Origin of the sequence: Alteromonas sp. PRIM-21, from assembly GCF_027563165.1 — a bacterium.
Taxonomy (GTDB): domain Bacteria; phylum Pseudomonadota; class Gammaproteobacteria; order Enterobacterales; family Alteromonadaceae; genus Alteromonas; species Alteromonas macleodii_A.
In genome coordinates, this window is sequence record NZ_JADOEK010000005.1 from 55,095 (window position 1) to 77,178 (window position 22,084).

At 44.2% G+C, this 22,084-nt stretch carries 23 protein-coding genes; 7 read left to right on the forward strand and 16 right to left on the reverse strand.

Translation table 11 applies throughout. The annotated features are described in order from the left end of the window. Positions 1-245 precede the first annotated feature (245 nt). The 3 genes from IW644_RS09270 to IW644_RS09280 all read right to left on the reverse strand — a co-directional run bounded on the left by IW644_RS09270 (position 246) and on the right by IW644_RS09280 (position 1,906). Entirely contained in the window at positions 246-1,124 is an 879-nt protein-coding gene (locus tag IW644_RS09270) for a MaoC family dehydratase (protein ID WP_269917356.1), read from the reverse strand. 13 nt (positions 1,125-1,137) lie between these two features. Beyond that, entirely contained in the window at positions 1,138-1,590 is a 453-nt protein-coding gene (locus IW644_RS09275) for a hypothetical protein (RefSeq protein ID WP_269917357.1), read from the reverse strand. Between the two features lie 64 nt (positions 1,591-1,654). Next, entirely contained in the window at positions 1,655-1,906 is a 252-nt protein-coding gene (locus IW644_RS09280; protein ID WP_014950112.1) for an FAD assembly factor SdhE, read from the reverse strand. A 187-nt stretch (positions 1,907-2,093) separates the two neighbouring features. Between IW644_RS09280 and ygfZ the strand changes: the two genes are divergently transcribed. Both ygfZ and IW644_RS09290 read left to right on the forward strand, forming a co-directional pair. Continuing rightward, positions 2,094-3,140 carry a CAF17-like 4Fe-4S cluster assembly/insertion protein YgfZ gene (gene ygfZ, locus IW644_RS09285; protein WP_269917358.1) on the forward strand — a complete coding sequence of 349 codons (1,047 nt, stop codon included), beginning with the start codon at positions 2,094-2,096 and terminating at the stop codon, positions 3,138-3,140. Positions 3,141-3,205: 65 nt separating this feature from the next. Continuing rightward, positions 3,206-3,721: an FKBP-type peptidyl-prolyl cis-trans isomerase gene (locus tag IW644_RS09290; protein ID WP_179984008.1), complete on the forward strand. Its 516-nt coding sequence runs from the start codon at positions 3,206-3,208 to the stop codon at positions 3,719-3,721. A 67-nt stretch (positions 3,722-3,788) separates the two neighbouring features. Here the strand turns inward: IW644_RS09290 and IW644_RS09295 are convergent, their stop codons facing one another. Continuing rightward, positions 3,789-4,127 carry a P-II family nitrogen regulator gene (locus IW644_RS09295; RefSeq protein ID WP_012517511.1) on the reverse strand — a complete coding sequence of 113 codons (339 nt, stop codon included), beginning with the start codon at positions 4,125-4,127 and terminating at the stop codon, positions 3,789-3,791. Between the two features lie 2 nt (positions 4,128-4,129). Continuing rightward, on the reverse strand, positions 4,130-4,966 hold the full coding sequence (gene nadE / locus IW644_RS09300; RefSeq protein WP_269917359.1) for an ammonia-dependent NAD(+) synthetase: 837 nt from the start codon (positions 4,964-4,966) through the stop codon (positions 4,130-4,132). Positions 4,967-5,426: 460 nt separating this feature from the next. On the opposite strand from nadE, the gene IW644_RS09305 reads away from it, so the two are divergent. After that, positions 5,427-6,011, forward strand: a complete 585-nt coding sequence (locus IW644_RS09305) for a GspH/FimT family pseudopilin (protein ID WP_269917360.1) — start codon at positions 5,427-5,429, stop codon at positions 6,009-6,011. A gap of 70 nt (positions 6,012-6,081) precedes the next feature. Here the strand turns inward: IW644_RS09305 and IW644_RS09310 are convergent, their stop codons facing one another. Beyond that, positions 6,082-6,474: a prepilin-type N-terminal cleavage/methylation domain-containing protein gene (locus tag IW644_RS09310; RefSeq protein WP_269917361.1), complete on the reverse strand. Its 393-nt coding sequence runs from the start codon at positions 6,472-6,474 to the stop codon at positions 6,082-6,084. A 78-nt stretch (positions 6,475-6,552) separates the two neighbouring features. On the opposite strand from IW644_RS09310, the gene IW644_RS09315 reads away from it, so the two are divergent. The 4 genes from IW644_RS09315 to IW644_RS09330 are packed head-to-tail and all read left to right on the forward strand — an operon-like array spanning position 6,553 to position 8,995. Beyond that, positions 6,553-7,107 (forward strand): GspH/FimT family pseudopilin, encoded by a 555-nt coding sequence (locus IW644_RS09315; RefSeq protein ID WP_269917362.1) that lies wholly within the window; start codon positions 6,553-6,555, stop codon positions 7,105-7,107. Beyond that, positions 7,101-7,745 (forward strand): potassium:proton antiporter, encoded by a 645-nt coding sequence (locus tag IW644_RS09320; RefSeq protein ID WP_269917363.1) that lies wholly within the window; start codon positions 7,101-7,103, stop codon positions 7,743-7,745. The genes IW644_RS09315 and IW644_RS09320 overlap by 7 nt, the downstream gene beginning before the upstream one ends. Then, the gene (locus tag IW644_RS09325; RefSeq protein WP_269917364.1) at positions 7,735-8,667 is read left to right on the forward strand and encodes a hypothetical protein; all 933 of its coding nucleotides are present in this window, start codon (positions 7,735-7,737) and stop codon (positions 8,665-8,667) included. Before IW644_RS09320 ends, IW644_RS09325 begins: the two co-directional genes overlap by 11 nt. After that, the gene (locus IW644_RS09330) at positions 8,654-8,995 is read left to right on the forward strand and encodes a type II secretion system protein (RefSeq protein WP_269917365.1); all 342 of its coding nucleotides are present in this window, start codon (positions 8,654-8,656) and stop codon (positions 8,993-8,995) included. Before IW644_RS09325 ends, IW644_RS09330 begins: the two co-directional genes overlap by 14 nt. 48 nt (positions 8,996-9,043) lie before the next feature. Here the strand turns inward: IW644_RS09330 and IW644_RS09335 are convergent, their stop codons facing one another. The 10 genes from IW644_RS09335 to ribF all read right to left on the reverse strand — a co-directional run bounded on the left by IW644_RS09335 (position 9,044) and on the right by ribF (position 22,065). After that, complete coding sequence (locus IW644_RS09335; protein WP_269917366.1) at positions 9,044-9,508, reverse strand: type IV pilin protein; 465 nt, start codon at positions 9,506-9,508, stop codon at positions 9,044-9,046. Positions 9,509-9,510: 2 nt separating this feature from the next. Then, positions 9,511-13,578, reverse strand: coding sequence for a PilC/PilY family type IV pilus protein (locus IW644_RS09340; protein WP_269917367.1), 4,068 nt, complete (start codon positions 13,576-13,578; stop codon positions 9,511-9,513). 8 nt (positions 13,579-13,586) lie between these two features. Further along, complete coding sequence (locus IW644_RS09345; protein WP_269917368.1) at positions 13,587-14,150, reverse strand: PilX N-terminal domain-containing pilus assembly protein; 564 nt, start codon at positions 14,148-14,150, stop codon at positions 13,587-13,589. Further along, positions 14,147-15,004: a PilW family protein gene (locus IW644_RS09350; RefSeq protein WP_269917369.1), complete on the reverse strand. Its 858-nt coding sequence runs from the start codon at positions 15,002-15,004 to the stop codon at positions 14,147-14,149. The genes IW644_RS09345 and IW644_RS09350 overlap by 4 nt, the downstream gene beginning before the upstream one ends. Continuing rightward, the gene (pilV, locus tag IW644_RS09355; RefSeq protein WP_269917370.1) at positions 15,001-15,651 is read right to left on the reverse strand and encodes a type IV pilus modification protein PilV; all 651 of its coding nucleotides are present in this window, start codon (positions 15,649-15,651) and stop codon (positions 15,001-15,003) included. Before pilV ends, IW644_RS09350 begins: the two co-directional genes overlap by 4 nt. A gap of 434 nt (positions 15,652-16,085) precedes the next feature. Continuing rightward, complete coding sequence (ispH, locus tag IW644_RS09360) at positions 16,086-17,030, reverse strand: 4-hydroxy-3-methylbut-2-enyl diphosphate reductase (RefSeq protein WP_269917371.1); 945 nt, start codon at positions 17,028-17,030, stop codon at positions 16,086-16,088. 2 nt (positions 17,031-17,032) lie between these two features. Further along, positions 17,033-17,500: an FKBP-type peptidyl-prolyl cis-trans isomerase gene (gene fkpB / locus IW644_RS09365; RefSeq protein ID WP_269917372.1), complete on the reverse strand. Its 468-nt coding sequence runs from the start codon at positions 17,498-17,500 to the stop codon at positions 17,033-17,035. A 14-nt stretch (positions 17,501-17,514) separates the two neighbouring features. Further along, entirely contained in the window at positions 17,515-18,063 is a 549-nt protein-coding gene (gene lspA, locus IW644_RS09370; protein WP_269917373.1) for a signal peptidase II, read from the reverse strand. Then, positions 18,056-20,875, reverse strand: a complete 2,820-nt coding sequence (ileS, locus tag IW644_RS09375) for an isoleucine--tRNA ligase (RefSeq protein WP_269917374.1) — start codon at positions 20,873-20,875, stop codon at positions 18,056-18,058. The genes lspA and ileS overlap by 8 nt, the downstream gene beginning before the upstream one ends. A 269-nt stretch (positions 20,876-21,144) precedes the next feature. Next, positions 21,145-22,065, reverse strand: coding sequence for a bifunctional riboflavin kinase/FAD synthetase (gene ribF, locus IW644_RS09380; RefSeq protein ID WP_269917375.1), 921 nt, complete (start codon positions 22,063-22,065; stop codon positions 21,145-21,147). Positions 22,066-22,084 lie beyond the last annotated feature (19 nt).

The following is a 22,084-nucleotide window of genomic DNA, read 5'->3' on the forward strand; positions in this document are numbered from 1 at the left end:
ACATAACGATTCACGCTTGCTAATGTAGAGCTAATTTAGGGCTTACGTTTAAATTAAAAGCGCCTGCTAAAGCAAGCGGATGCTTTAAATTACAGCACTCGCAAACAGACTGTGCTATTTAAAAACGCCCAAACAAAAAAGAGAGCATACTTGTATGCTCTCTCAATCACTCTTTCAGATGCCTTTTATTAACCCTGGATTCAATATTCAATTCAGGGCTATTTTCTTTTAAAGCTATTCTTTGATTAAATACCACACTGATTAAACGCCACGCTCGCTGATAAATGTACAAGGCTATCGTCACTATCGGTTACGTCTAACAGCGCACTAGTATCCGTTTTACAGTGTTGTTGAATATGAATGTTATTAGGCAAGAAAACTGGCTTTTTAAAGCGACAATTTACTTCTTTCACGGTTATAGATTGACTGTCCTCTTGGTGACTTACAAACGCTGACACCGCACAAGATAAGGTCCACATCCCATGTGCTATGGGCTGTTTGAACCCAAAGGCTTTGGCAGATATAGCAGACAAGTGAATAGGATTATAGTCGCCAGAAAGCTTAGCGTAGCGTCGTCCAGTATTTGCCGAAGCATTAATTTCAGCAATTAGCGCTCTATCTTCAAGGTTACATTCGTCACTTAGGTCGTTTTTTGGGCCACGTGGTGCAACGTGAACGGCTTTAACTTTCACCAAATAGCTACTTATCGCCCTATAGACCAGATTCCCCGACTGAAGTGCTTCTAGCATAACGTCCACTTCCCACCCACGGCTATGGGGTCTCACGTCGTGAAAGCGCACACGACATTCAAATGGCTCGCTTAAATCACAATGCTCTAGCACAAACACTTTGTTCGCAGCGTGAATCAAACCGAGTAAAGGAAATGGGCTTTGCTTGTCTAGCAAGCACTGCATCTGTAACGGTAACGAAAGCATTTGCAAATAAAGAGGATGAGCATGCTCATTCGCCGGCCAATCAACTTCTTGACAAAAAGAAGTATAGTGCACGTTATCGACATTGAGCGTTTTTGTGTATATGCGCTGCGGCAACGTAGGCGGCTTAAATTGCATAAGTTGCCTGGCGTCAACGCGTTTGAATAACGCTTTAGTATACTCACGAAACATCTGTTAAATTCCTTTAAGGCGTCGCTTTTCTTGCGAAGATAATGGCTCTTGCCAACCTGCGGTAGTCTGCCTCACAGCACTCACCTTTTAAGACCCACGTCAAATGGCTATGACCTTTTTCGAACCAATGCCGTTTATGACGCAACACGTTAATGCACATTCCCCAAGTAAATAACTGGGAAGACTGATGAATCTTCATAGATGTGCCATCAGATAAAGCATCGGCTAACACTCTGGGCATGGTCCTGCTTGATGGATCTAAAAGAAGCGCACTATCGTCAATAGCGCGAATAATACCATCGCTGGTCAAAGAGAGTGCATATTGAGTAGTAGAAATATTGTTACTAAACGCGTCATAAAGACGCCAGACTATCATTAACGCAGCCACGGCAACTATGCACACTAGTTCCCCGGTGAAGCTCAGCCAAGACCATAGGTATTGAGGAAGGCTGCATAGTGCTGCCATAAGGCAAACGGCTACGCATAATTCCCCAAATACTTTTCTAAATCTATTGTGCTTTATGCTAACTCTATACTTTGACACGATTAACAATAGTCGCCACCATGGCGGCTAATTCAGGATCTTCGCACTTTTGATGTCCCATTATCCAAGCAAACAAATCAGGGTCATCACTGGTAAGTAAACGTTCAAATGTTTCTTGGTCTTCGTAACTTAGTGAGTCAAAGGCTTCTTCCACGAAAGGAAGCAATAGTACATCTAACTCCAGCATGCCTCTGCGGCAGGCCCATTTTAATCGGGCTAGTCTTTTTGGTTCAAACATATGTCTTTTATACCGTTTTTTATTCGCTAGCAATAATACCATGCCCTGCGGCCGGGGATCACTGCTCTTTTGGTCGGATAGGCAAACTAAATAGAACTTAATCTGCACACATTAGTGTGTACTACCCTTGAATATTGCTGGTTTTACCATACCTTGAGTACATACAGCGAACTTTACAGTGGTGAATATGACATCTATCGCAGCATTACAAGATCTTCCTCATGAGTTTATGGTCAAGCTTTCAAACACCATGACTATTTCATTGGTAGGAGAACAGGCTGACAGCTACCTTCATGGTCAGATCACGGTCAATATCAATAAACTTGATGAAAATACGGCAAGGCATTTTGCGCATTGTGACAATAAAGGCAAGACGTGGGCTACGGGGTACGTGACCCGCCACTTAAACAAATTATTGCTGCTTACAAATGACGATGCTGGCAGCCATTCGTTAGCCCAGCTCAATAAGTATGGCGTATTTTCTAAGGTCGATATTGTTGACGATTCGCAGGCGTACAGCGCTCACTTCATTTCACTTGATGCAACCAAGTTAGATGAGATTAAAGCCCTATTAGAGCAACTTTTTTCGAGCGATAAAGTCGCACAACTCGTTGACGGCGATACTGCAGACAAAGGTATGCTGCCGAAAATAGAAAGCGAGCATGGCGTGGCATTTGTAGCTAACACTACTCGCAAAGGCATTGTTGTTCTTTTAAATGAAAACGGCACAAAGCAATTAAACACGTTAATTGAAACAAAAGCTGTAGCGTGTTATTCCCACGTTGTGTTTGACGCCATTCAGATTGAAAGCGTACACGCCTTAGTACAAGGTGAAGCTGTAGCGGAATATGTACCACAAATGATTAATGTACATGCGCTTCACGGTATCGACTTTGATAAAGGCTGTTATATGGGGCAAGAAGTGGTTGCACGAACACGCTTTTTGGGCAAAAACAAACGTGCCGCCTATAGCTTTAAGCTTGAAGAAAAAGTAGATATCAAACCTGGCGATAGCCTTGAAAAGCAATTAGGTGAAAATTGGCGTATAGCGGGCAAAGTACTCAATGTTGCGTCGCTTGATAACGAAACCTGGTTTATCGCTGTGTTAAATAACGACACTACCCCCGAAGATTTACACAGACTGGCTGATAACAATGCCATTACCTGTTACCCTAATAGCTTGCCGTACAGTATTGAGCAACAAGCAAGCAATATTGTGAAAAAACGTCGATAAGCAGTTTACTGCTGCATTAAATTTATTGCCCTTTTTTTAATCATAGGGCCAAGATAGGATTTGTTATGACAATTACTTCTGACAGCGTTGTAACGCTACACTACACCGTATCTACCGAAGACGGCACAACGCTAGACTCTTCAGAAGGTAAATCGCCGCTAGTTGTACTTCTAGGCCGTCGCTTCTTAATTGAAGGACTAGAAGATGCTCTTATCGGTAAATCGAAAGATGATAGCTTCAACGTTTCTGTAAACCCTGAGAAGGCTTACGGTGAACGTTCTGACGAACTAGTTCAAACCGTACCTCGTTCAATGTTCGACGGTATGGATGTTGAAGTTGGTATGTCTTTCCGCGCCACTACTCCGCAGGGTGAGCAGTCTGTAATCATTATCGAAACAACTGACGAAGAAGTTGTTGTTGACGGTAACCACCCGCTAGCAGGTATTCCGTTGACGTTCGATGTAACGGTTGTAGACGTGCGTGAAGCGACGCAAGAAGAGCTTGAGCACGGTCATGTGCATCAGGAAGCAAGCAGCTGTTGCGACCCGAAAACAGGCGAATGCTCAGAAGATAAGCACTAAGTTGTGTTGAACGTATCAAAAAGGGAGCCAAAGGCTCCCTTTTTTATTTTCGAAGAATACGATTAATTTATATTGCGTCTTCGTTTTGTTCACCGGTACGAATACGCACAGCACTTTCAACGCTGTAAACGAAAATTTTGCCGTCACCTATTTTGCCCGTTTTAGCAGATGACTGAATGGCTTCTACCGCTTGTTCAACGCGGTCATCATCTAGCACAAGCTCAATTTTGATTTTAGGTAGGAAGTCAACTTGGTATTCAGCACCGCGATAAAGCTCGGTATGACCCTTCTGGCGGCCAAACCCCTTCACTTCTGATACTGTCATCCCTGCGATACCGACTTCAGCTAGCGCTTCCCTAACGTCGTCCATTTTGAACGGTTTAATGATAGCTTCAATTTTTTTCATGACTACAACTCATCGTAAATTGTTGGAATTGGTACACGTTTGTGTTGTGTACGCTCATAAATATAGAGCAATTTCTCTTCCACTTCTGCAGAAACAGGCTTGCCTTCCAAAAAGTCATCGATTTGGTCGTAGGACATGCCCAGCGCTTGCTCGTCAGCTTTTTGTGGCGAAAGGCTTTCTAAATCAGCGGTTGGGGCTTTAGTGATTACATTGTGCGGTGCACCTAAATGGGCTGCCACTGCACGCACTTGGCGCTTACTTAGACCAAATAAAGGGGCTAAATCACACGCTCCGTCACCGTACTTAGTATAAAACCCTGTAATATTTTCAGCCGAATGGTCTGTACCGAGAACAAGCCCATCAACCATCCCCGCAATTTCATACTGAATAACCATGCGAGTACGCGCTTTGACGTTGCCTTTAACGAAGTCCTGCTTCTCATCGCTTTCAGGAAGAAGGTTGGCATTGGCAAGCGCTTGAGAAGTAGAGGCGTGAATTGCGTCTGCACCTGGTTTAACGTTCACTGCTAGCGAATGTGAAGGCTGAATAAAATCGATAGATTTTTGTGCATCTTCTTCGTCAGCTTGAGTGTCATAAGGTAAGCGAACCGCGATGAACTGATAGTTTTCATGATGTTCGTCATTTAGCTCGTTCACAGCTAACTGTGCTAATCGACCCAAAGTACATGAATCAATTCCCCCACTAATACCTAATACCAGCGAATTCAAACCTGAGGTAAGCAACTGCTTTTTGATAAAAGATACTCGACGTGCAACTTCATATTCGACGTCAATTTCAGGCAGCACTTTCATTTCATCAATAACTGCTTGTTTTTGCATTGTAATATCCACGTATTTTTGAGGCGTCCTGGAACTCGATTCTACGACAATATCACTTCAGATGTTAGTGGTATCCTCGCATCTATTTGATTTACCTTGCACTTACTGTGCAAAAGAAAACGCATCGTATGTATATTTTATTATTTTTGAGCGTAGGCATGGGTTGTGCGAAACAGTTAACCGTAAGGCGTATGGTCAACTATGCGATATCACGGTAAAACATACCTTTGCTACTGTATTTTAGTTTACCCTAAAAAATAGGCGAGTAATGCATATTTATCGCGTAGTATCATTACATCGAAGATAGAATAAAAAAGTAAATTGAAGGTAAATAAGGTTTTTGCTCAAGGCAAGCTCTGAAGGCTCAGAAACCCTAAAAGCAATAGCTTTAACCTGAGGTTTGTATGGCGCATTTCATTAGTTAATGATTTAGAAAAGTTCGGAAGATAGCAATCTCACAATGATAAGAATAAGATTCAAAAAATACCCAAAAGCCTTTGTTAAACAAAAAGGTCTTACACTTCTGGAGATGTTGGTCGCTGTTGCTGTGCTAGCAATTATCCTTACTACTGTCGCGCCTAGTATACAAAGCGTGCTTATCAAAAATAGAATTACCTCAGATATAAATAATTTAAGTGCCGTGGTGCAGCGGGCCAGGTTTACCGCGGTAGACGAACAAGCAAGTGTTGTTTTGTGTCCAACAGAAAATTACACCGCCTGCACAAGCAGCTGGAAAAAGGCGAAAATGGTATTTGTGGACAAAAACGGTAATGGTAGTCGTGACAATAGCGAGGCACTTATTGTCGCAAGCGATCCGCTTAACTCCGCAAACGCTATCTACGGTGTAACAGGCAGCTTAACCTTTGACGAGCAAGGCGCAATCGATACGGCGGCGACAATTACGCTGTGCCCCAAAGATAACGATGCAGACTATGCCTCTGCCCTATTACTTTCGCTATACGGGCGAATTTCGATAGCTGTAGACAGTGACGACGATGGTGAAAAAGAAGATTTAGATGGTAATGCGCTATCTTGTAGTTCATAGCCGTAGTTGCTTGCCGCACTTCCCAGCCGAAGTTAGTATACGCAGTTAATAAGCTGGGTTGATAACGCTATTACCAGCATTCTTTCGGGGCCAATGAGGTTTCACTAATTTTTAAAACCCTACAACTGTCATTTTGCTTTTTAAAAAATAGCGTAGCTGCCACTTCATATTCACCACTTTGACTCATCGTCTGTGCAATGCTGACCTTGTCGATATTGGCTTGAGGCAGAGCAGTCAACGGTAGGTAGACACCTGACTCCAACCAACTTCTCGACTGCATTGACTGTATTGATAATAAGTACGCTTTAACTTGATTTACTTGGCTTAATTGCCAACTTGATATTATCGCTGTTGTAGTTGCTAAACCTAATACACTAACGATAGCGAGCACAGCCAATACCTCAACTAGCGTAAATCCTGTGTTAGAAACTCGATTGTTTAAACCAACGCTATTCCCTTCCATGGTACAGCTTTCTCTCATTGTGTTTTTCAGTACATTAAGCCTATCAATTTAGCACGGGCACTATTACTGGACTTACGCATGGCTTTTCCTGAACGAAGAAATAAAAAAAGAGAAAATAATGGGTACAAGCGCGCAATAGGCATGTCGCTCATTGAATTACTTATCGTGATAAGTATTACAAGTATATTGTCGGTAAGCGCGGTTCCGTCATTTCAAACGTGGCTAGAACGGAACAGTTTTAAACATTTCGCGTCGCAATTAGCCAACTCAGCTAAGCAAGCACGTATTTATGCACTTACCCAAAAAAAGCCCTATTACCTCATCGCAAAATTCGAAAATGCGAACTGCATAATAATCAGTGACGATGAAAACTGCACCTGTTCAACATACCAAAACTGTGCGTTAAATGAGGCCGCGTTTTGGGAGCCTCCAGCTAAATGGAATTCAAAGCTAACCACGTTAAACGCAAAAGACAAAACCGTAGCCTTCAACCAACAGGGTACACTTAATTTCGGCAGTGCCACCACATTCAAGCTTTCCAGTGACCATTTTGCTGCCAAAGTCACGGTCAGCCCGCTGGGTCGAGTGAAATTGTGTAGCGAACAACGCATTACAGGCATTACGCTGTGCTAGCTTTTCCAAAAACATTGAACGATTTAAGTACAAATAAAACTGGCGGCTATAGTATTTCAGAGCTTATGGTGGCCTGCACTTTATCGGGCATACTGATAGCAGCGATAACGACTTACAATGTGCAGTCTTACGTTAGTTTATCGTCACTACAACATGCTACCGCAATAGAAGAAGACGCCCGAGCACTCCAAGATACTATTTCACGGCATTTAAGCAGAGCCGGGTTTATTGAAAATAGCAGCACGCTTACGCCATTTTTAACACTTGCAAGCATCCCTCAAATAGTGGCCAACGTGACCCTTGGTCACCAAACTGGTGAAACAGCAAATAGCTGCATCACGTTTTCCTACGACAAAAATCGCAGTGGCGTTATTTCTACAGCGCAAGACGAAATGTTTGGATATCGACTACACGATAAGGCAATTGAATACAGGGTTGGAGGAAAAACCTGTACGCAAGGGGGATGGTTTGACTTGACCGACCCAAATACTGTCGAAGTAACACAATTTTCCGTAATGGTACTGCACAAAAGCAGCTGGGGTGCCGCTTATGAAATTAAATTAAGCCTACAAAGTGTGATAGACCCCAGCCTTGTTGTCAGCAAAACGTTTGTGGTGGAGGCGACCAATGAGAGATAAAGAGAGAGTAAAACAGAAGTCTATTACCTCATACACACAAACATTTACGTGTAAGCCTTACTTTTCGACAGGGAAACAACAAGGTATGGCACTCCTCGCGATTGTCGCCATCCTTCTGAGTGTCGTGACGTTTACGACCATAATTACCTCGCAAAGCGTTCAGCAGTACTATGCCATACAGAAAATCAGGCAAGAGACGGTAAGCTCTCGAATACAATTAAAACAACATCTTAAAGAAGTGGCGACAGCGCTTAGAACGAAAAGTATTTCAGCGGCACTAAACACGACAAGTCAGCCTTTTCTATCAACCACAGTAAACCAAGAAAGCCTATCGGGTGTTGGTCAGCAGTCTCTCACCCACTACGAAGTAAGCGTTTCTCACAATGCAGAAAACATTCAATATAAAGCTAATTTTCTTCGTTACCCTGCCCTTCTTAGATTGCCCACCGCAGCACAGCTATTTTCATGGGATAACCAGCTTACTCATTGGTTGTTCAATCGAAGTGAAGCCGAGCTAAGTGCAGCATTTTTTCCCAACAGCGCGACAGCTTCTCATTGCTACAACTTGGTGAATGCCACAGTCTATTGGATAAATGGTGACTGCGTTCTAAGCCATAGTGATCTAACTCATACATCAAGTTCAGCGCCTGCCTTGTTAATAGTGGTAGATGGAGATCTTACTATAAGTGCGAACACTCACTTCTTTGGGCTGATCATCATGCTCTCAACGACCACAGCTACTCATGAACTTCACCTGACATATTCCAGTTCGATTAAGGGTGCATTCGTGTCTAATACACAGTTACAACAGCAAATTTATGGCCTTTTGACGCCTTCAGCGCAAGTACTTAGCAACCTACAGGCTAGCACTCATATAGCGAAAATAATTCCCGTTCCTGGAACCTGGTATGACATCAATTAAAAAACCCCAACAAAAAGAATTCAAAAGCGTATTGTCGATAATGCGTAGAAGCACACCTGATGATAATCGTCTTTGCTCAAACTATAGTGGTGCGAATAGAGGTGGAGTGTTAATAGAGGTACTCATAGCGCTTTTAGTTTTTATGACCTCTAGTGCTTACCTACTTTCAAGCGATATTAAAACGCGAGTGCTTTGGCAGGCAACGTTAAAGTCACAAGACGAACAAACAAAACAGTTAGATACTACAAGATTGGCACTCACACAAGATAGCGTAGATCAACGTTGGGAGGATATAGCCGTGTTTGGCATTCCGACAATCACACCTTAGCGTATTATAGTTTGCTAAGGTGCAATAATGAGGTGAATCAGTTAATCGTTAACAAGACCAGCAATATTCATCAGTTTCAAGAGAGCCATTATTATTTTTGTCCCACCCTTTTCTTCCATCGCTGAAGTAGTAAAGGGTACCATCTGCCGCTTGACCAGTTCCCGATACAGGGGTCGCTCTCAATTCGTAATCAGTCACTCCGGCAGATTGAATAGTTAGATTATAACGACGATTAGCCGCGGGCTCTGATGAAGGTGAGTGTGTTGCAAAAATAGAAGGCGCTCCGGTATCGCCTCCGCTTGCGCCTGCACCTTTGTAGCTAAAAGAACCACTATGATGACGCTCCATCGCTGACGCTAGACCTAACAAGTCAGCCTGGCCGGTACCGCGATATCCATCAGCAATAACGCCCTGATAAGACGGATAAGCAATAGCCGCGATTATGCCGACGATAGCCACCACTATCATGAGTTCAATAAGTGAAAAGCCCTGAGCGTGTTTTTTTGCTTCCATGATTATTCCCTTTCAGTTTCTGAATGCCAGCTACCGCGTTGAATACGTTCAAATCGCCCGTAAATGTTTTCAGCTAAACACTCAAAAGCACTGTTACAAGCTTCGTCATTGCCGTCCTCATCGACCTCTATTACCGCAGACACACACTCAGTACCTAAACATACAACCGGGCTAACAATATCTTCAATAAGTATCTTAGTTTCAGGTGCAATACCGGTTTGCTTCAACTCAGCAACGCGATCATCACCATTCACATCACCGTCGTTATTCACATCTGTGACAGCATTGCCATTAAACATACTAACAAGATATGCCCGACTGTTTCCGGTAGGCGGCGCACAGGCACTGGTGCTGCTTGCAGCCGGAACATAGGTGGTAAAGAATACTTTGTAGTCGATGATAAGCGGAGACGACAGCACTTTCTCACCATTCGTTGTTAGGTTCAAATACCAGCCATCTTTATTGGCGAACTCTGCTGCCGCAAGTGCTCGCTCGCTTTCATCACTGCTATTTAGCGCGTGACTGGTAGCATTGTACATTTGATTTTCGGTCACTGTAGTCATGTACGTGTACTTGCCGTTTTCATCGCGTTTGAACACACCGCTATCTTTAAGCATGTAGAAGTTATCTTCCACTACGGTATCTAGTGGAGATGCACGCCAGCCACTCCCCAACGCAACGGCATAATACAATTCATCACCTAATGCGATTTCTGTAACATCCGGCCCATAGTAAAAACGGCGATTGGTTTCTTCAGTATCACCACCGAAATCGGCAATACGTGCACCTTTTATAAAGTCAGAACCAGACTCTCCATTATAAATATCCAGACGAAATAGTTGGCCCCCTGTATCAGCAACATACATGTGGTCAGCTTCACCATCATTATCCCTATCGATGACAGAAATGCGCCCCGGGATACTATAAGTCATATGGGTTAAATCAAGATCAGAATCTTCATTACTGGCGTGCCAAAGTAGGCTTCCCGTATCAGCATCAAACATGTAGACGGCATTACCAACTACGTCGTTGGCTCGTATCGCACGATCATCTTGAGCGTCATCATAACCGCCTCCAACAATCATCACGTTTTTAACTTCACCACCCATATTTACTTTTGTGATAGTTGGTCTCGACCACGTTTGACCTAACTTAGTTAAATCACCTTCTCCGCCAGTAAGTTGATACTTAAGCTTAGGCGAGTTTTTCGCAGTAACGTCAAAGACGTAATAGTTGCGGCCACCTCTACGCATGCCCACATAAAGATACATTTTGTTATCCACAGTACGCAGAACCATATCGCCATCTAGACCATACTCATGGGTTAACGACGGAGTATCTTTGTAGAAGTGATGTAAATTTTGTAGCAGCTCTTTTGGCATGATGGCAAAATTTTCTTCGCCGGTTTCTGTATCAAATGAATGAAGCATTCCTTGGTTAGTCGCGACAAAAATGGCCGAATCGTTAGTACCGTAATTCACTATAATCGGTTGTGAATGAATGGGGTCGCCCATTTGGGTTCTGTAGTCACTTGTGCTGCCATTACCATTGCTGTCTTTTACATCAACACCTCGTGCCCATTTTAAGATAGCCTCTCTTAGCTCATCCGCATCGGTCTCATTTTGGATAGCAAGATCTTCATTCGTAATATCAGAGTTTTCTTCATGAAGTTTATTGTCCTCATCCACAATAGACCCCGTTCCGTCAAAAACATAGATGTTGCGGTTTGTACCCATACGACTTGCGGCGCCACCTTCGCTCACCTCACTGCCATCCGCGAGTGTTGACCAATAGCTATGAGAATTCTCAGCAAAGAACCCAGTTTCGCTATCCACAGCACTGTGGCTGTTTTTATCGAGAATTTCGTCTCCACTCAACCTGTAGCGCTTTAAGTTACCAGGCCAAATTGCGCCTTCGCTAGGCTTAAACAGTGCAAAATAAAGCTCATCTCTGTGGGTAAGACGGTTTAACTGGTTAACCGCAACACCGGGGGAAACAAACGTGGCATTCACGTCTTTTACAGAACGCAAAATAGTATTGAAAGCTTCAAGTAAATCAGTGCTGTTATCCGCTTGATAGAAACCCCCACCGCTTTGCAGCGCAAGTTGGTTGAGGAAATTATTAGCAGTATTATTCGCCGCGAAACCTATCGTGTGCGTTATCACTCTAGGCCCAATCACAGATGTAGAGGTATCGCTAATGTTTCTTACCAAATCTAAGCCGCATTTTTCGCCACCACTACCTGTACAGCTTTCACCCAATAAGGTTTGAATTTTAGAAACACTGTGGTTGTTATTCGCTTCACCATCTGAAAGCAATACGATGTGGTTGTTGGTTTGACACTGTAAGTCAGATACTGGCGAAATGTAAGTCGCGGGAGTTGGAATTTGTTCTGTAACGCAATCGCTGTCAGATAGATTATCTTCTGTACATCCAGACGGTAAAATAGAGTCTTCACCTATATAAGAGCTACGATGGCTTACCCTGGTGCTTTTTCTAACGGAGTTGTTAACTCCGTTCTCACCACGTTTGCGGCCATAATCCACACTTCGACCACCATAATAATTTGTGGCTTCTAACAAGGTATCTACGATAGGAGTAAAGCCGTTAGCACTTAGCTCATCAATCTTACTTATTAAGTGTTCGCGTACTGATGCTGTTGCGCCCGGCGTGGCGGCACCATTAAATTTCACAATCAATTTGGGCGCTTTAGACGGTGAGTTATAGGTGTGCGCTCCTCGATATGACACAAAATCGTCCATCACAAACGCCATATCATTACCTGATCGCCAACCAGAGCGGTCAACGATTTGTTTGACGATACTGCTTATGTTTGGCGTTCGATAATTGTTGTTGTTGTAAAAGTCAGGCATTGACCACGTAATGCCTGAGGTTTTTGGCAGGTTTCGCAAGCGATAGCGTTGGTTTGGATGAAAGTCTGACGCATCATCGTCAGCAACACCGCGTATACGCATACTAGGGTTGCCATAAGTTACAGTGCTGTAGGCGGTAAATTCAAGGTACGCCTCTGTTATCTCAGCGCCTTGCGGAATATTTACGTTTCTGAACCTTACCCCTATGTAGTCGTTGTATGATGGGTGAAACGTGAGCTCACTTCCTGTGTTAGGGTAACCATTGGTCGCTTCTTCAGAGTTATCTTTAGCGTTACCAACTTGATAAACGCCCTCACCTTGCACACACCCCGTCGCCGTAGAGTCGTCGTATGACACAACTAATTGCGGTGCACCGCTTTGCCCTACATCACTCGCCCTGGCCTCTCGACCACTAGCGCTGTCCGAACTTGAACCTTCAATCAGGATGTTTAAGTCTTTTCCGCCACACCAAGCAGACAAGTCCACGACTTCTTGTATTACAGCGCTAATGTCTGGCGTGGTAATGACTTCGCCTGAGGCGGGAAAACTATTATCAGTCAGCCATTCAACATTGGCGGCTGTTTTGGTCCGTTCGCTAAGATTATTACTGCTTGAAGAAAACTCGGTGCTAGATGCAGATGCTTCTGCTGAAATAACAAGAGAAGTGCCTGCAATATTAAACCTTTCAGAGGTAAGGCGAATATTAGCACTAACAATGGTAGCTCCTTGCGGTATGTTTAAATCGGTAAAGCGCAAGCCAGAAGTTACCGTTTGGGTGCCACTACTTAATATCAAGTCGTTGCTGTCTGTAGTCACATTACCGTTTATTTCATGGGCATCATGATCATCGTCGTTTGTTGACACAATTATTTCAGGACGCACAGCCTCGTCAATATTACGTATCGGATAGAGGATTGGTCCGCCATAATCGGAGAAACGCATCAGTCCGGCATTAATGTTTGTGGCAGAGCTCAGCGCGTCTTTTAGCGCGTTTTGTACTCTGAGCATTCTGGTCTGGCTGGTGTTATCGTACGACCCCATACTCCCCGATGAGTCCATAATAAACAGCACATTTGGGTTATAGGTAACCGCACTACTGGCATTGCCTAAATAAATATCAAGGTCATCGCCAAAGGCAGAAAAGCCAATGCAGCTAAACAGCGTAATTGAAGCAAGGTAATTTGTTATTTTTTTCATCATAATACCTATTGTGAAGCCGGGCCAAAAACGGATGCAGCTAAGCTGTTCGCTACCACTGTGGACTTACCCGCAACTTTTCCGCAGCCTCTAATAATAAATACGTGGCAGTTGACATTACTTCCACCGATTACATTGCTAGACCCTCGGCAAGCTTGTTCACGAATAAATGCCGTGCGCGACCAGCTTTTTGAAGACGCCTCATTTTGATATGTACCATCTGTAATATGCCTATCACCGATAGTTAAGCCGCCTTCAGTCATGTATCTATCAGTCCATTGATTTTCGTCGAAACAGCTCATAGAGTCTGCTTCAGGATTGAAAATAGTGCCTTGCCTTGCTTCTGAAAGTGGATCCGTTTTTGCTGGGTCAGTGAGCAAGGACTCATCTTCGGATTCGAAAAAAACACCCGCGATTGCAGCTTCAGCTGCGTCGAACGCTAATCCACTTTGCTGCATAGACACCGCCATCTTTGATTGAGACAAACTGCTGGTTACAGCGCTTACGCCTAAAACCGTGATAGACAACAAAACAAGTAGCGCAAATACCATTACTAAGCCTTGCTGTTTCATTTTGAACTCCTGACAAAATTTTTCATATTTCTTAGGGCCAAGGTCTTAGAAAAGACTTGATAATAGTGGTCGGTCGTCATTGTTTTAGACGCTTCATTTAAGAGCGCATATTTTTGTGCTTGGGTTTGCCGCACTTCATTTTCATAGCTTTTGAGCATAATGGCCCATCGCAATGACACTACTTGTTGATTAAGGGCTCTTAGATTATCGATAGCATCGGCAGTTACGTAAGTGACGGCCTGACCATTAGAACTTGTGATCACGTCTGACACGCCAAACTGCACTTGAAAACTTTCCACGTTATCTAGCAATGTGACTGTAATAGGGTCAACCGTTTGCGACTTAATACCAAGTAAAACGCGCCCATCATAACCGGTACATTTTAGTGCGCTGCCGCTCACAAAATAATGATTAACAACGTGGAATTCGCGGCCAGCATAGCCATGTGCGTTGCCTGTACAATCTTCGTGATTCAAAAGGCTTACTACGAGTTTATCGCTGCCACCGTTGGTGGTCTGTACGCTACCTAATGTGGTATTGGTGGAAAAGTCACCGGGCAAGGCAACTGGATGATTTTCGACGTAAGCAGCTTCAGCAACAATATCAACAGATGTATCGACATCTGCGACAATTTGGTCATAACGACCAACTTCGTAAAACTCCGCCGACAAGCGGGCCATAATAAAGCGCCCAGATTCTTGAACTTGGGCCACCGCTTGATTAACTTTATTGGTAACGCTTGAACTGACTAAAACCTGAATAACCGCACCGGAAATAATTAGGCCTAGAGTCAAAGTAATCATTAACTCAACCAAAGAAAATCCGTATTGTGCTCGTTGACGATAGCTATTCATAGTGTGACGTCCTTAAACACACATCCATTGCTGTCCCCTTCGGCTTCGTTACATCGCGAATTCAAATTATATTGCTGGTTGCCGGAGGATGACACGGGCCACTTTAGCAAAATTTCCACGCGAGAACCTGGGCTACAACTGTAAGTGTCAGCGGCGTTATTGTCCTCACAGGTTACTGAAACTGTAGTTTGTGGATTTGTCTGCACTGCAGAGCAAGAAAGCGCCCAGCCATCATACTTGGCCATTTGCACTTCACTACAGGCTTGCCCTTCACAGTTAGGAATGTTGGCGGGTCTTGTTAGGCAGCAGCCATAATAGGGCTGAGAGGAATTTGAACAACTTAAACCTGAAAAATTATAGGTTGTGTCTGTGAAATAGTCGTTGTTTGCCACCATGCCATCGCCCACCGTTGCTGGACGTGCGGCGGCGCGTAATCGCTCTGCTACTTGTGCGGCAACCATTTCCGCTTGGGTCCGGCTTATGGCATCTTTATTGGCAAAAGAACCAGTAAACTGGAGTGCAGCAACGCCCAGTAATCCTACCGCCAATATAAATAGAGTAATCAAAATCTCTATTAGACCTACACCGCGTTGGGTGCAGATTGTGCTTCCTTTCACTTGGTTTCTCGCCACCTTTTTAACTCTCATCACTTTTGCCAAATTCGAAACGTAAGAATGGGTGTTATCACCAATTTAGTATAGTAAGACAAAAGCGCACTACGCTGGGTATCATTGGTTATCAAAACGTATAATTTTTAGCTACCTATAAGGCCACAAACTGGCTATTAATGTTACGCTGACTTCCTCGGCCCTGCCGCACGAATACTTCACAGTAACGTAATTAAAGCCTTTGACTTAACACGCCAGCGTGCACGCTACTGTAGTATTGAAGCTTCACTTCCACTAAAAATAAAACTGACTTGTTACCTTGTACAAGTAGCTAAATTTTTTTAGTCGCTAAACCTCATTTTAATTTAAGGTATCATTATCTATCCGCAAGTCATTGAATTTCCAGTAGACAAAAGCATAAAAAAACACCGCAACAAAGTGCGGTGTTTTTTTATTTTGAAAATGTAGCGAGTTTAAACGACTTGCTTAACTCTCAATTCTTTAGGAACAGCAAATTCCACGTTCTCTTCGCGCCCGGAACGCTCAGAAGCTGAAACCGCTCCCCATGCTTTAAGCTTATTTACTACGCCTTGCACTAAGACTTCAGGGGCAGATGCACCTGCGGTAACGCCAATATGCTCTATACCTTCTAGCCATTCCTTTTGAATGCAATTAGCATCAGCTATCAAATAGGCTTTAGCGCCAATTTTTTCAGCCAGTTCGCGAAGACGGTTCGAGTTTGAGCTATTCTGTGCACCAACAACCAGTAATACCTGACAATCTTGGGCTAGGTCGCGCACCGCGTCTTGACGGTTCTGCGTGGCATAGCAGATGTCGTCTTTTCTGGGACCATTGATTTTGGGGAACTTAGCGCGAAGTGCATCAATGACATCGGCGGTATCATCAACAGATAGCGTAGTTTGGCTACAGTAATAAAGGTTGGCTGGATCTTTAACTTCAAGCGTTGCGACATCCGCTTCAGACTCTACTAAATAGATACCGCCTTCTTCATTGCTGTACTGACCCATGGTGCCCTCTACTTCAGGGTGACCAGCATGACCAATCAAGATGCACTCAGTACCTGTTTTGCTAGCACGAGTAACTTCCATATGTACTTTAGTAACCAACGGGCACGTTGCGTCAAACACTTTAAGGCCGCGATTATCTGCTTCTTTTCTCACCGCTTGCGACACACCGTGCGCCGAAAAAATTACGATACTGTCGTCTGGCACTTCGTGTAGTTCATCCACAAACAGCGCACCGCGCTCGCGCAGCCCGTCTACGACGAACTTATTGTGTACAACTTCGTGGCGCACATAAATTGGCGGTTCAAACATTTCAAGCGCGCGCTCGACTATGGTAATCGCTCTATCTACGCCTGCGCAGAAGCCGCGAGGGTTAGCTAAATGAATCTGCATAACTAGTGTCCACCTTGTGCTGAGGCGCCAGGCTTAACATCAATGATTTCTACATCGAAAATAACCGTCTGACCTGCTAACGGATGATTGAAGTCTACCGTTACTGAATCGCCGGCAGCACTTCGAATAATCCCCGGAATTTCAGAACCATCTGGCTGTGCAAAGGCTAGAATCATGCCTTCTTCTACTTGTAAGTCAGCACCGAAGCGGCTTCTATCCATGTAGTGAATATTGTTCGGGTCAGACTGACCAAACGCATCTTCAGGGCCTAATGTGAAAGACTTTTTTTCACCCTTGGCGAGCCCAAGTAAACACGCTTCAAAATTCGGTGTTAGGCTACCGTCACCCATAACCATTTTTGCAGGTTTGTTATTTACACGAGTGCTGTCTGCAGCAGAGCCGTCTTCAAGTTTTAAATCGAAGTGAAGAATAACTTCGCTATCTGCGCCTATTACTAAAGAATCTGTCATAACCTTTCCGAATACTACTTAATAGTTTCACTACTTTTCGCGCCGCTTGCTTGCACGTTTGCGCTTTTTTCTTCACTTCTTTTATCGCCATTTTTAAACATGTCGATGATAAGTAAAGCCGCACCTATAAATATGGCGCTGTCGGCAATATTAAATGCTGGCCAGTGATAATTGTTTACGTAAAAATCCAGAAAGTCGATGACATAGCCATGAACTAAACGATCGTAAACGTTTCCTAGTGCACCACCTAAGATAAAGGCAAATGCAACCGGCAGCATTTTTTGCGAACGAGGTGACTGTTTCAGCCACCACAAAATTACTACACTTACTACAACAGCAATGGCAGTGAAGAACCAGCGCTGCCAACCACCCGCATTTTCTAAAAAGCTAAATGCGGCGCCGTAGTTGTGTACGTAAGTAAAGTTAAAAAACGGCAGTACCTGTATCGACTGATACAGCGACATGCTGTCGATAACCGTATACTTACTCCATTGGTCGAGTATAAACGCAAATGCGCTTATCCATAAGAAACGCAACCCCGTTTCGCGAAAAAGCTTAAGCATAGCGACGCTCTTCTCCGTCTCCGTCGATGTTTGTCACACAGCGACCACATAGCTCTTCGTGACCTTCATGTGAACCAACGTCTTCACGGTGATGCCAACAGCGCACGCATTTTTCGCCACTTGCTTTATCAACGCTTAGCCATAGACCTTCAACGTCTGTAGCTTTCGCATCAGACGGAGCATCGTCGACTTTGGTTAGCGAAACGCCTGACGTAATAAGCACAAAGCGCAGTTCGTCTTCTAGTTTAGCGAGTACGTTATAAAGTGATTCGGTAGCATAAAGCGAAATGCTCGCTTCTAATGAACCACCCAGCTCGCCATCTTTACGTGCCTGCTCCATTGCTTGGTTCGCCGCGTCTTTCACGCTTAGCACCTGATGCCACAGGGCATCATTGAACGTGTCGCTTTGTGTGAAATCATTAAAGCCTTCATACCAAGTTTCAGTAAATACAAACTCACTACGCTCACCTGGTAGCGTTTCCCAAATTTCTTGAGCAGTAAAGCTGGTGATAGGCGCCATCCAACGAACCAATGCTTCAATGATGTGGTACATGGCCGTTTGGCATGAGCGACGGGCCAAGCCATCTGCTTTGGCTGTATATTGACGATCTTTGATTACGTCTAAATAGAATGAACCCAGTTCAATTGAACAAAAGTGCGTAAGCTTCTGTGACACTACTAGTAGGTCATACTTTTCATACGCTTCGATAAGCTCTTCTTGAAGCGCCTTGGCACGAGCAACAATCCAGCGGTCAAGCGCAACCATATCATCTTCTGCAACTGCATCTTTAACGTCAAAACCGTTAAGGTTAGCAAGAAGGAAGCGTGCCGTATTACGTACGCGGCGATAGCCGTCTGCAGCGCGCTTTAAGATTTCATCCGATACTGCAATCTCGCCGCGATAGTCAGTAGACGCCACCCATAGACGAAGGATATCTGCACCTAGTTTATTAGTAACTTCCTGAGGTGCTACAACGTTACCTACCGACTTCGACATTTTTCTGCCTTGGGCGTCTACCGTAAAGCCGTGGGTTAGCACTTCTTTATAAGGAGCGTGACCGTGCATAGCAGTAGAAGACATAAGCGAAGACATAAACCAACCGCGGTGTTGGTCTGAACCTTCAAGGTATAAATCAGCAGATGCCGGGATGTCATCGCGACGGTCTACCACAAAGTAGTGAGTAACACCTGAGTCAAACCATACATCTAGGGTATCAGTTACTTTCTCGTAGTTGTCTAGCTCGCTACCAAGCAGTGCTGCATCATCTAGATCCCACCACGCTTGTATGCCTTTCGCTTCAACTTCTTGCGCCACTTTTTCCATCAATACCGCAGACTCAGGGTGAATCTCACCGGTAAGTTTATGCACATACAAAGGAATAGGCACGCCCCACGTACGTTGGCGAGAAATACACCAGTCTGGACGACCTTCAACCATTTTTTCAATGCGGTTTTGGCCCCAATCTGGGATCCATTTGGTTTGTTTAATTTGTTCCAGTGAATCAGCGCGAAGGCCTTTCTTATCCATGCTAACAAACCATTGAGGCGTAGCGCGGAAAATAATTGGCGTTTTATGGCGCCAGCAGTGCGGGTAGCTATGCTCGTATTTCACATTCAAGACAAGGTTGCCCTTCTCTTTTACCGTTTCAATAATTTCATCGTTAGCTTTAAATACAAACTTACCTGCAAATAGAGGCGTGTTTTCAAGGTACACACCATTATTACCTACCGGATTGTACACTTCGATATCGTATTGTTTGCCAACGTTGAAGTCGTCAACACCGTGAGCAGGTGCAGTGTGAACACAGCCAGTACCAGACTCTGTAGTAACGTGTTCGCCCAGAATTAGCGGTACTTCAAGATCTAAGAATGGGTGATTCACTTTAAGCTTATCTAGTGCTTCGCCAGTACAGGTTGCCACTTCACGGAAATCTTCTACGCCGTAACGGTTCATACAGCTTTCAAGCAGGTCCTGCGCTACCACTAACCATTCGTTTGACGGCTGAACCTCAACAATTGCGTAGGTAAGTTCAGGGTGTAAGCTAATTGCACGGTTGGCTGGTAGCGTCCACGGTGTAGTAGTCCAAATAACAACGCCAGCTTTGTGTGAGGTTAAGTCGCTTTCAGATACGCCGAACGCTTCTGCAATTGCAGCAACATCAGCTACTGGGAACTTAACGTCGATAGCCGGAGAAACTTTGTCTTTGTATTCAACCTCTGCTTCAGCAAGCGCTGAACCACAGTCTGTACACCAATGAACAGGCTTAAACCCTTTTTCCAAATGACCAGAATCAACAATTTTACTTAATGCACGAATGATGTCGGCTTCAGATTTGAAGTCCATGGTTTTATATGGGTTATCCCATTCACCAAATACACCTAAGCGTTTAAAGTCGGCCATTTGCCCGTCAATTTGCTTTTGCGCATATTCGCGACATTTTTGACGAAACTCAGCTGCTGTAACTTTCTTACCCGGCTTACCAACTTTCTTTTCTACCATCAACTCGATTGGCAGACCGTGACAATCCCAACCAGGAACATACGGAGAGTCGAAGTCGGAAAGGTTTTTAGACTTTACAATAATGTCTTTAAGAATTTTATTAACCGCGTGACCAATGTGAATATCGCCATTTGCATATGGAGGGCCATCGTGAAGAATGAACGGCTTTTTACCTTTTTTCGCTTCACGAATCTTGCTGTATACCCCTTTTTCCTGCCAGTCTTTAAGCATTTTTGGCTCGCGCTGAGCAAGGTTACCGCGCATCGGAAACGCAGTTTCTGGTAGGTTCAGTGTGGCTTTGTAATCACTCATAAAATTGTATTATCCGGTTACCTTAATGTTCACCCAATGCACGAAAACATTGTGAAGGCGATATTCATTTTGCGATGTTCAAATTAAAACGCTGAATTTGAAAAATTCAACGTAAAACTGGGTGTCGCCCCCACTAACGCGAGGCCGACGAAATATGTTCTAGCACCATAATGCACTTGCACGTTTCACAAACAAGGATCAACGTTTAAAAAGTCGAGCGCAATGAAACTAATACGCGCACAAACGTCTTGTGACTTTATCACGTTTAACTATGCTAATAACAGACGCGCTTGCGCCGCATCCGCTTGAATTTGATCTTTCAACGCCTCGAAAGAATCAAATTTAATTTCATCTCTTATTTTCGCCATCGGAAACACCGTAATGGGCTTACCGTATAGGTCGGATGACAAGTCAAAAATGTGAACTTCAAGTTGGTTTCGTACCCCGTTTACAGTGGGACGAGTACCAATGTTAGCAACACCGTTAAAGTGTTTACCATCTACATCAACACCCACCGCAAACACGCCGTGAATGGGTGTTTTCTGGCGTTTAAGCATTACGTTAGCGGTGGGAAAGCCAATGGTACGGCCTTTTTTCTCGCCGTGCACAACCCTGCCGTGAATAGCGAAGGGGCGGCCTAACATTTCGGTAGATAGTCCGAAATCACTGTCAGCTAGCGCTTCTCGAACCGCAGTTGAGCTTATTCGATGAGCGTGCATAGTAAAGCTATGTGTACTTACTACATCGAAGCCGTACTGACGACCCGCCGCTTCAAGCATCTCGAAGTCACCTTTACGACCATTGCCAAAACGGAAGTCATCACCAACAACTAGGAATTTAACACCTAATTTGTCTACCAATAGATCGTGGACAAAAGTGTCGGCACTTTGTTTTGCAAACTCAGCGTTAAAGCGTACAGCAAGCAGTCTGTCCACACCTTGTTGGCGCAGCAATTCGTATTTTTCACGAAGAGGGCTGATACGCGCTGGGGCCTTATCAGGCATAAAAACTTCTTCAGGTTGCGGTTCAAACACCATCACGGTGGCTGGAAGTGATAGCGATTTCGCTTTCTCAAGCACATTCGCCAGCACAGCCTGATGACCACGGTGTACGCCGTCGAACTTGCCGATAGTGAGCACACACCCTTTGTGGTGCGGTTTTACATTGTTTAGCCCGCGGATAAATTCCACTGTTAGCCACTACCTTTTA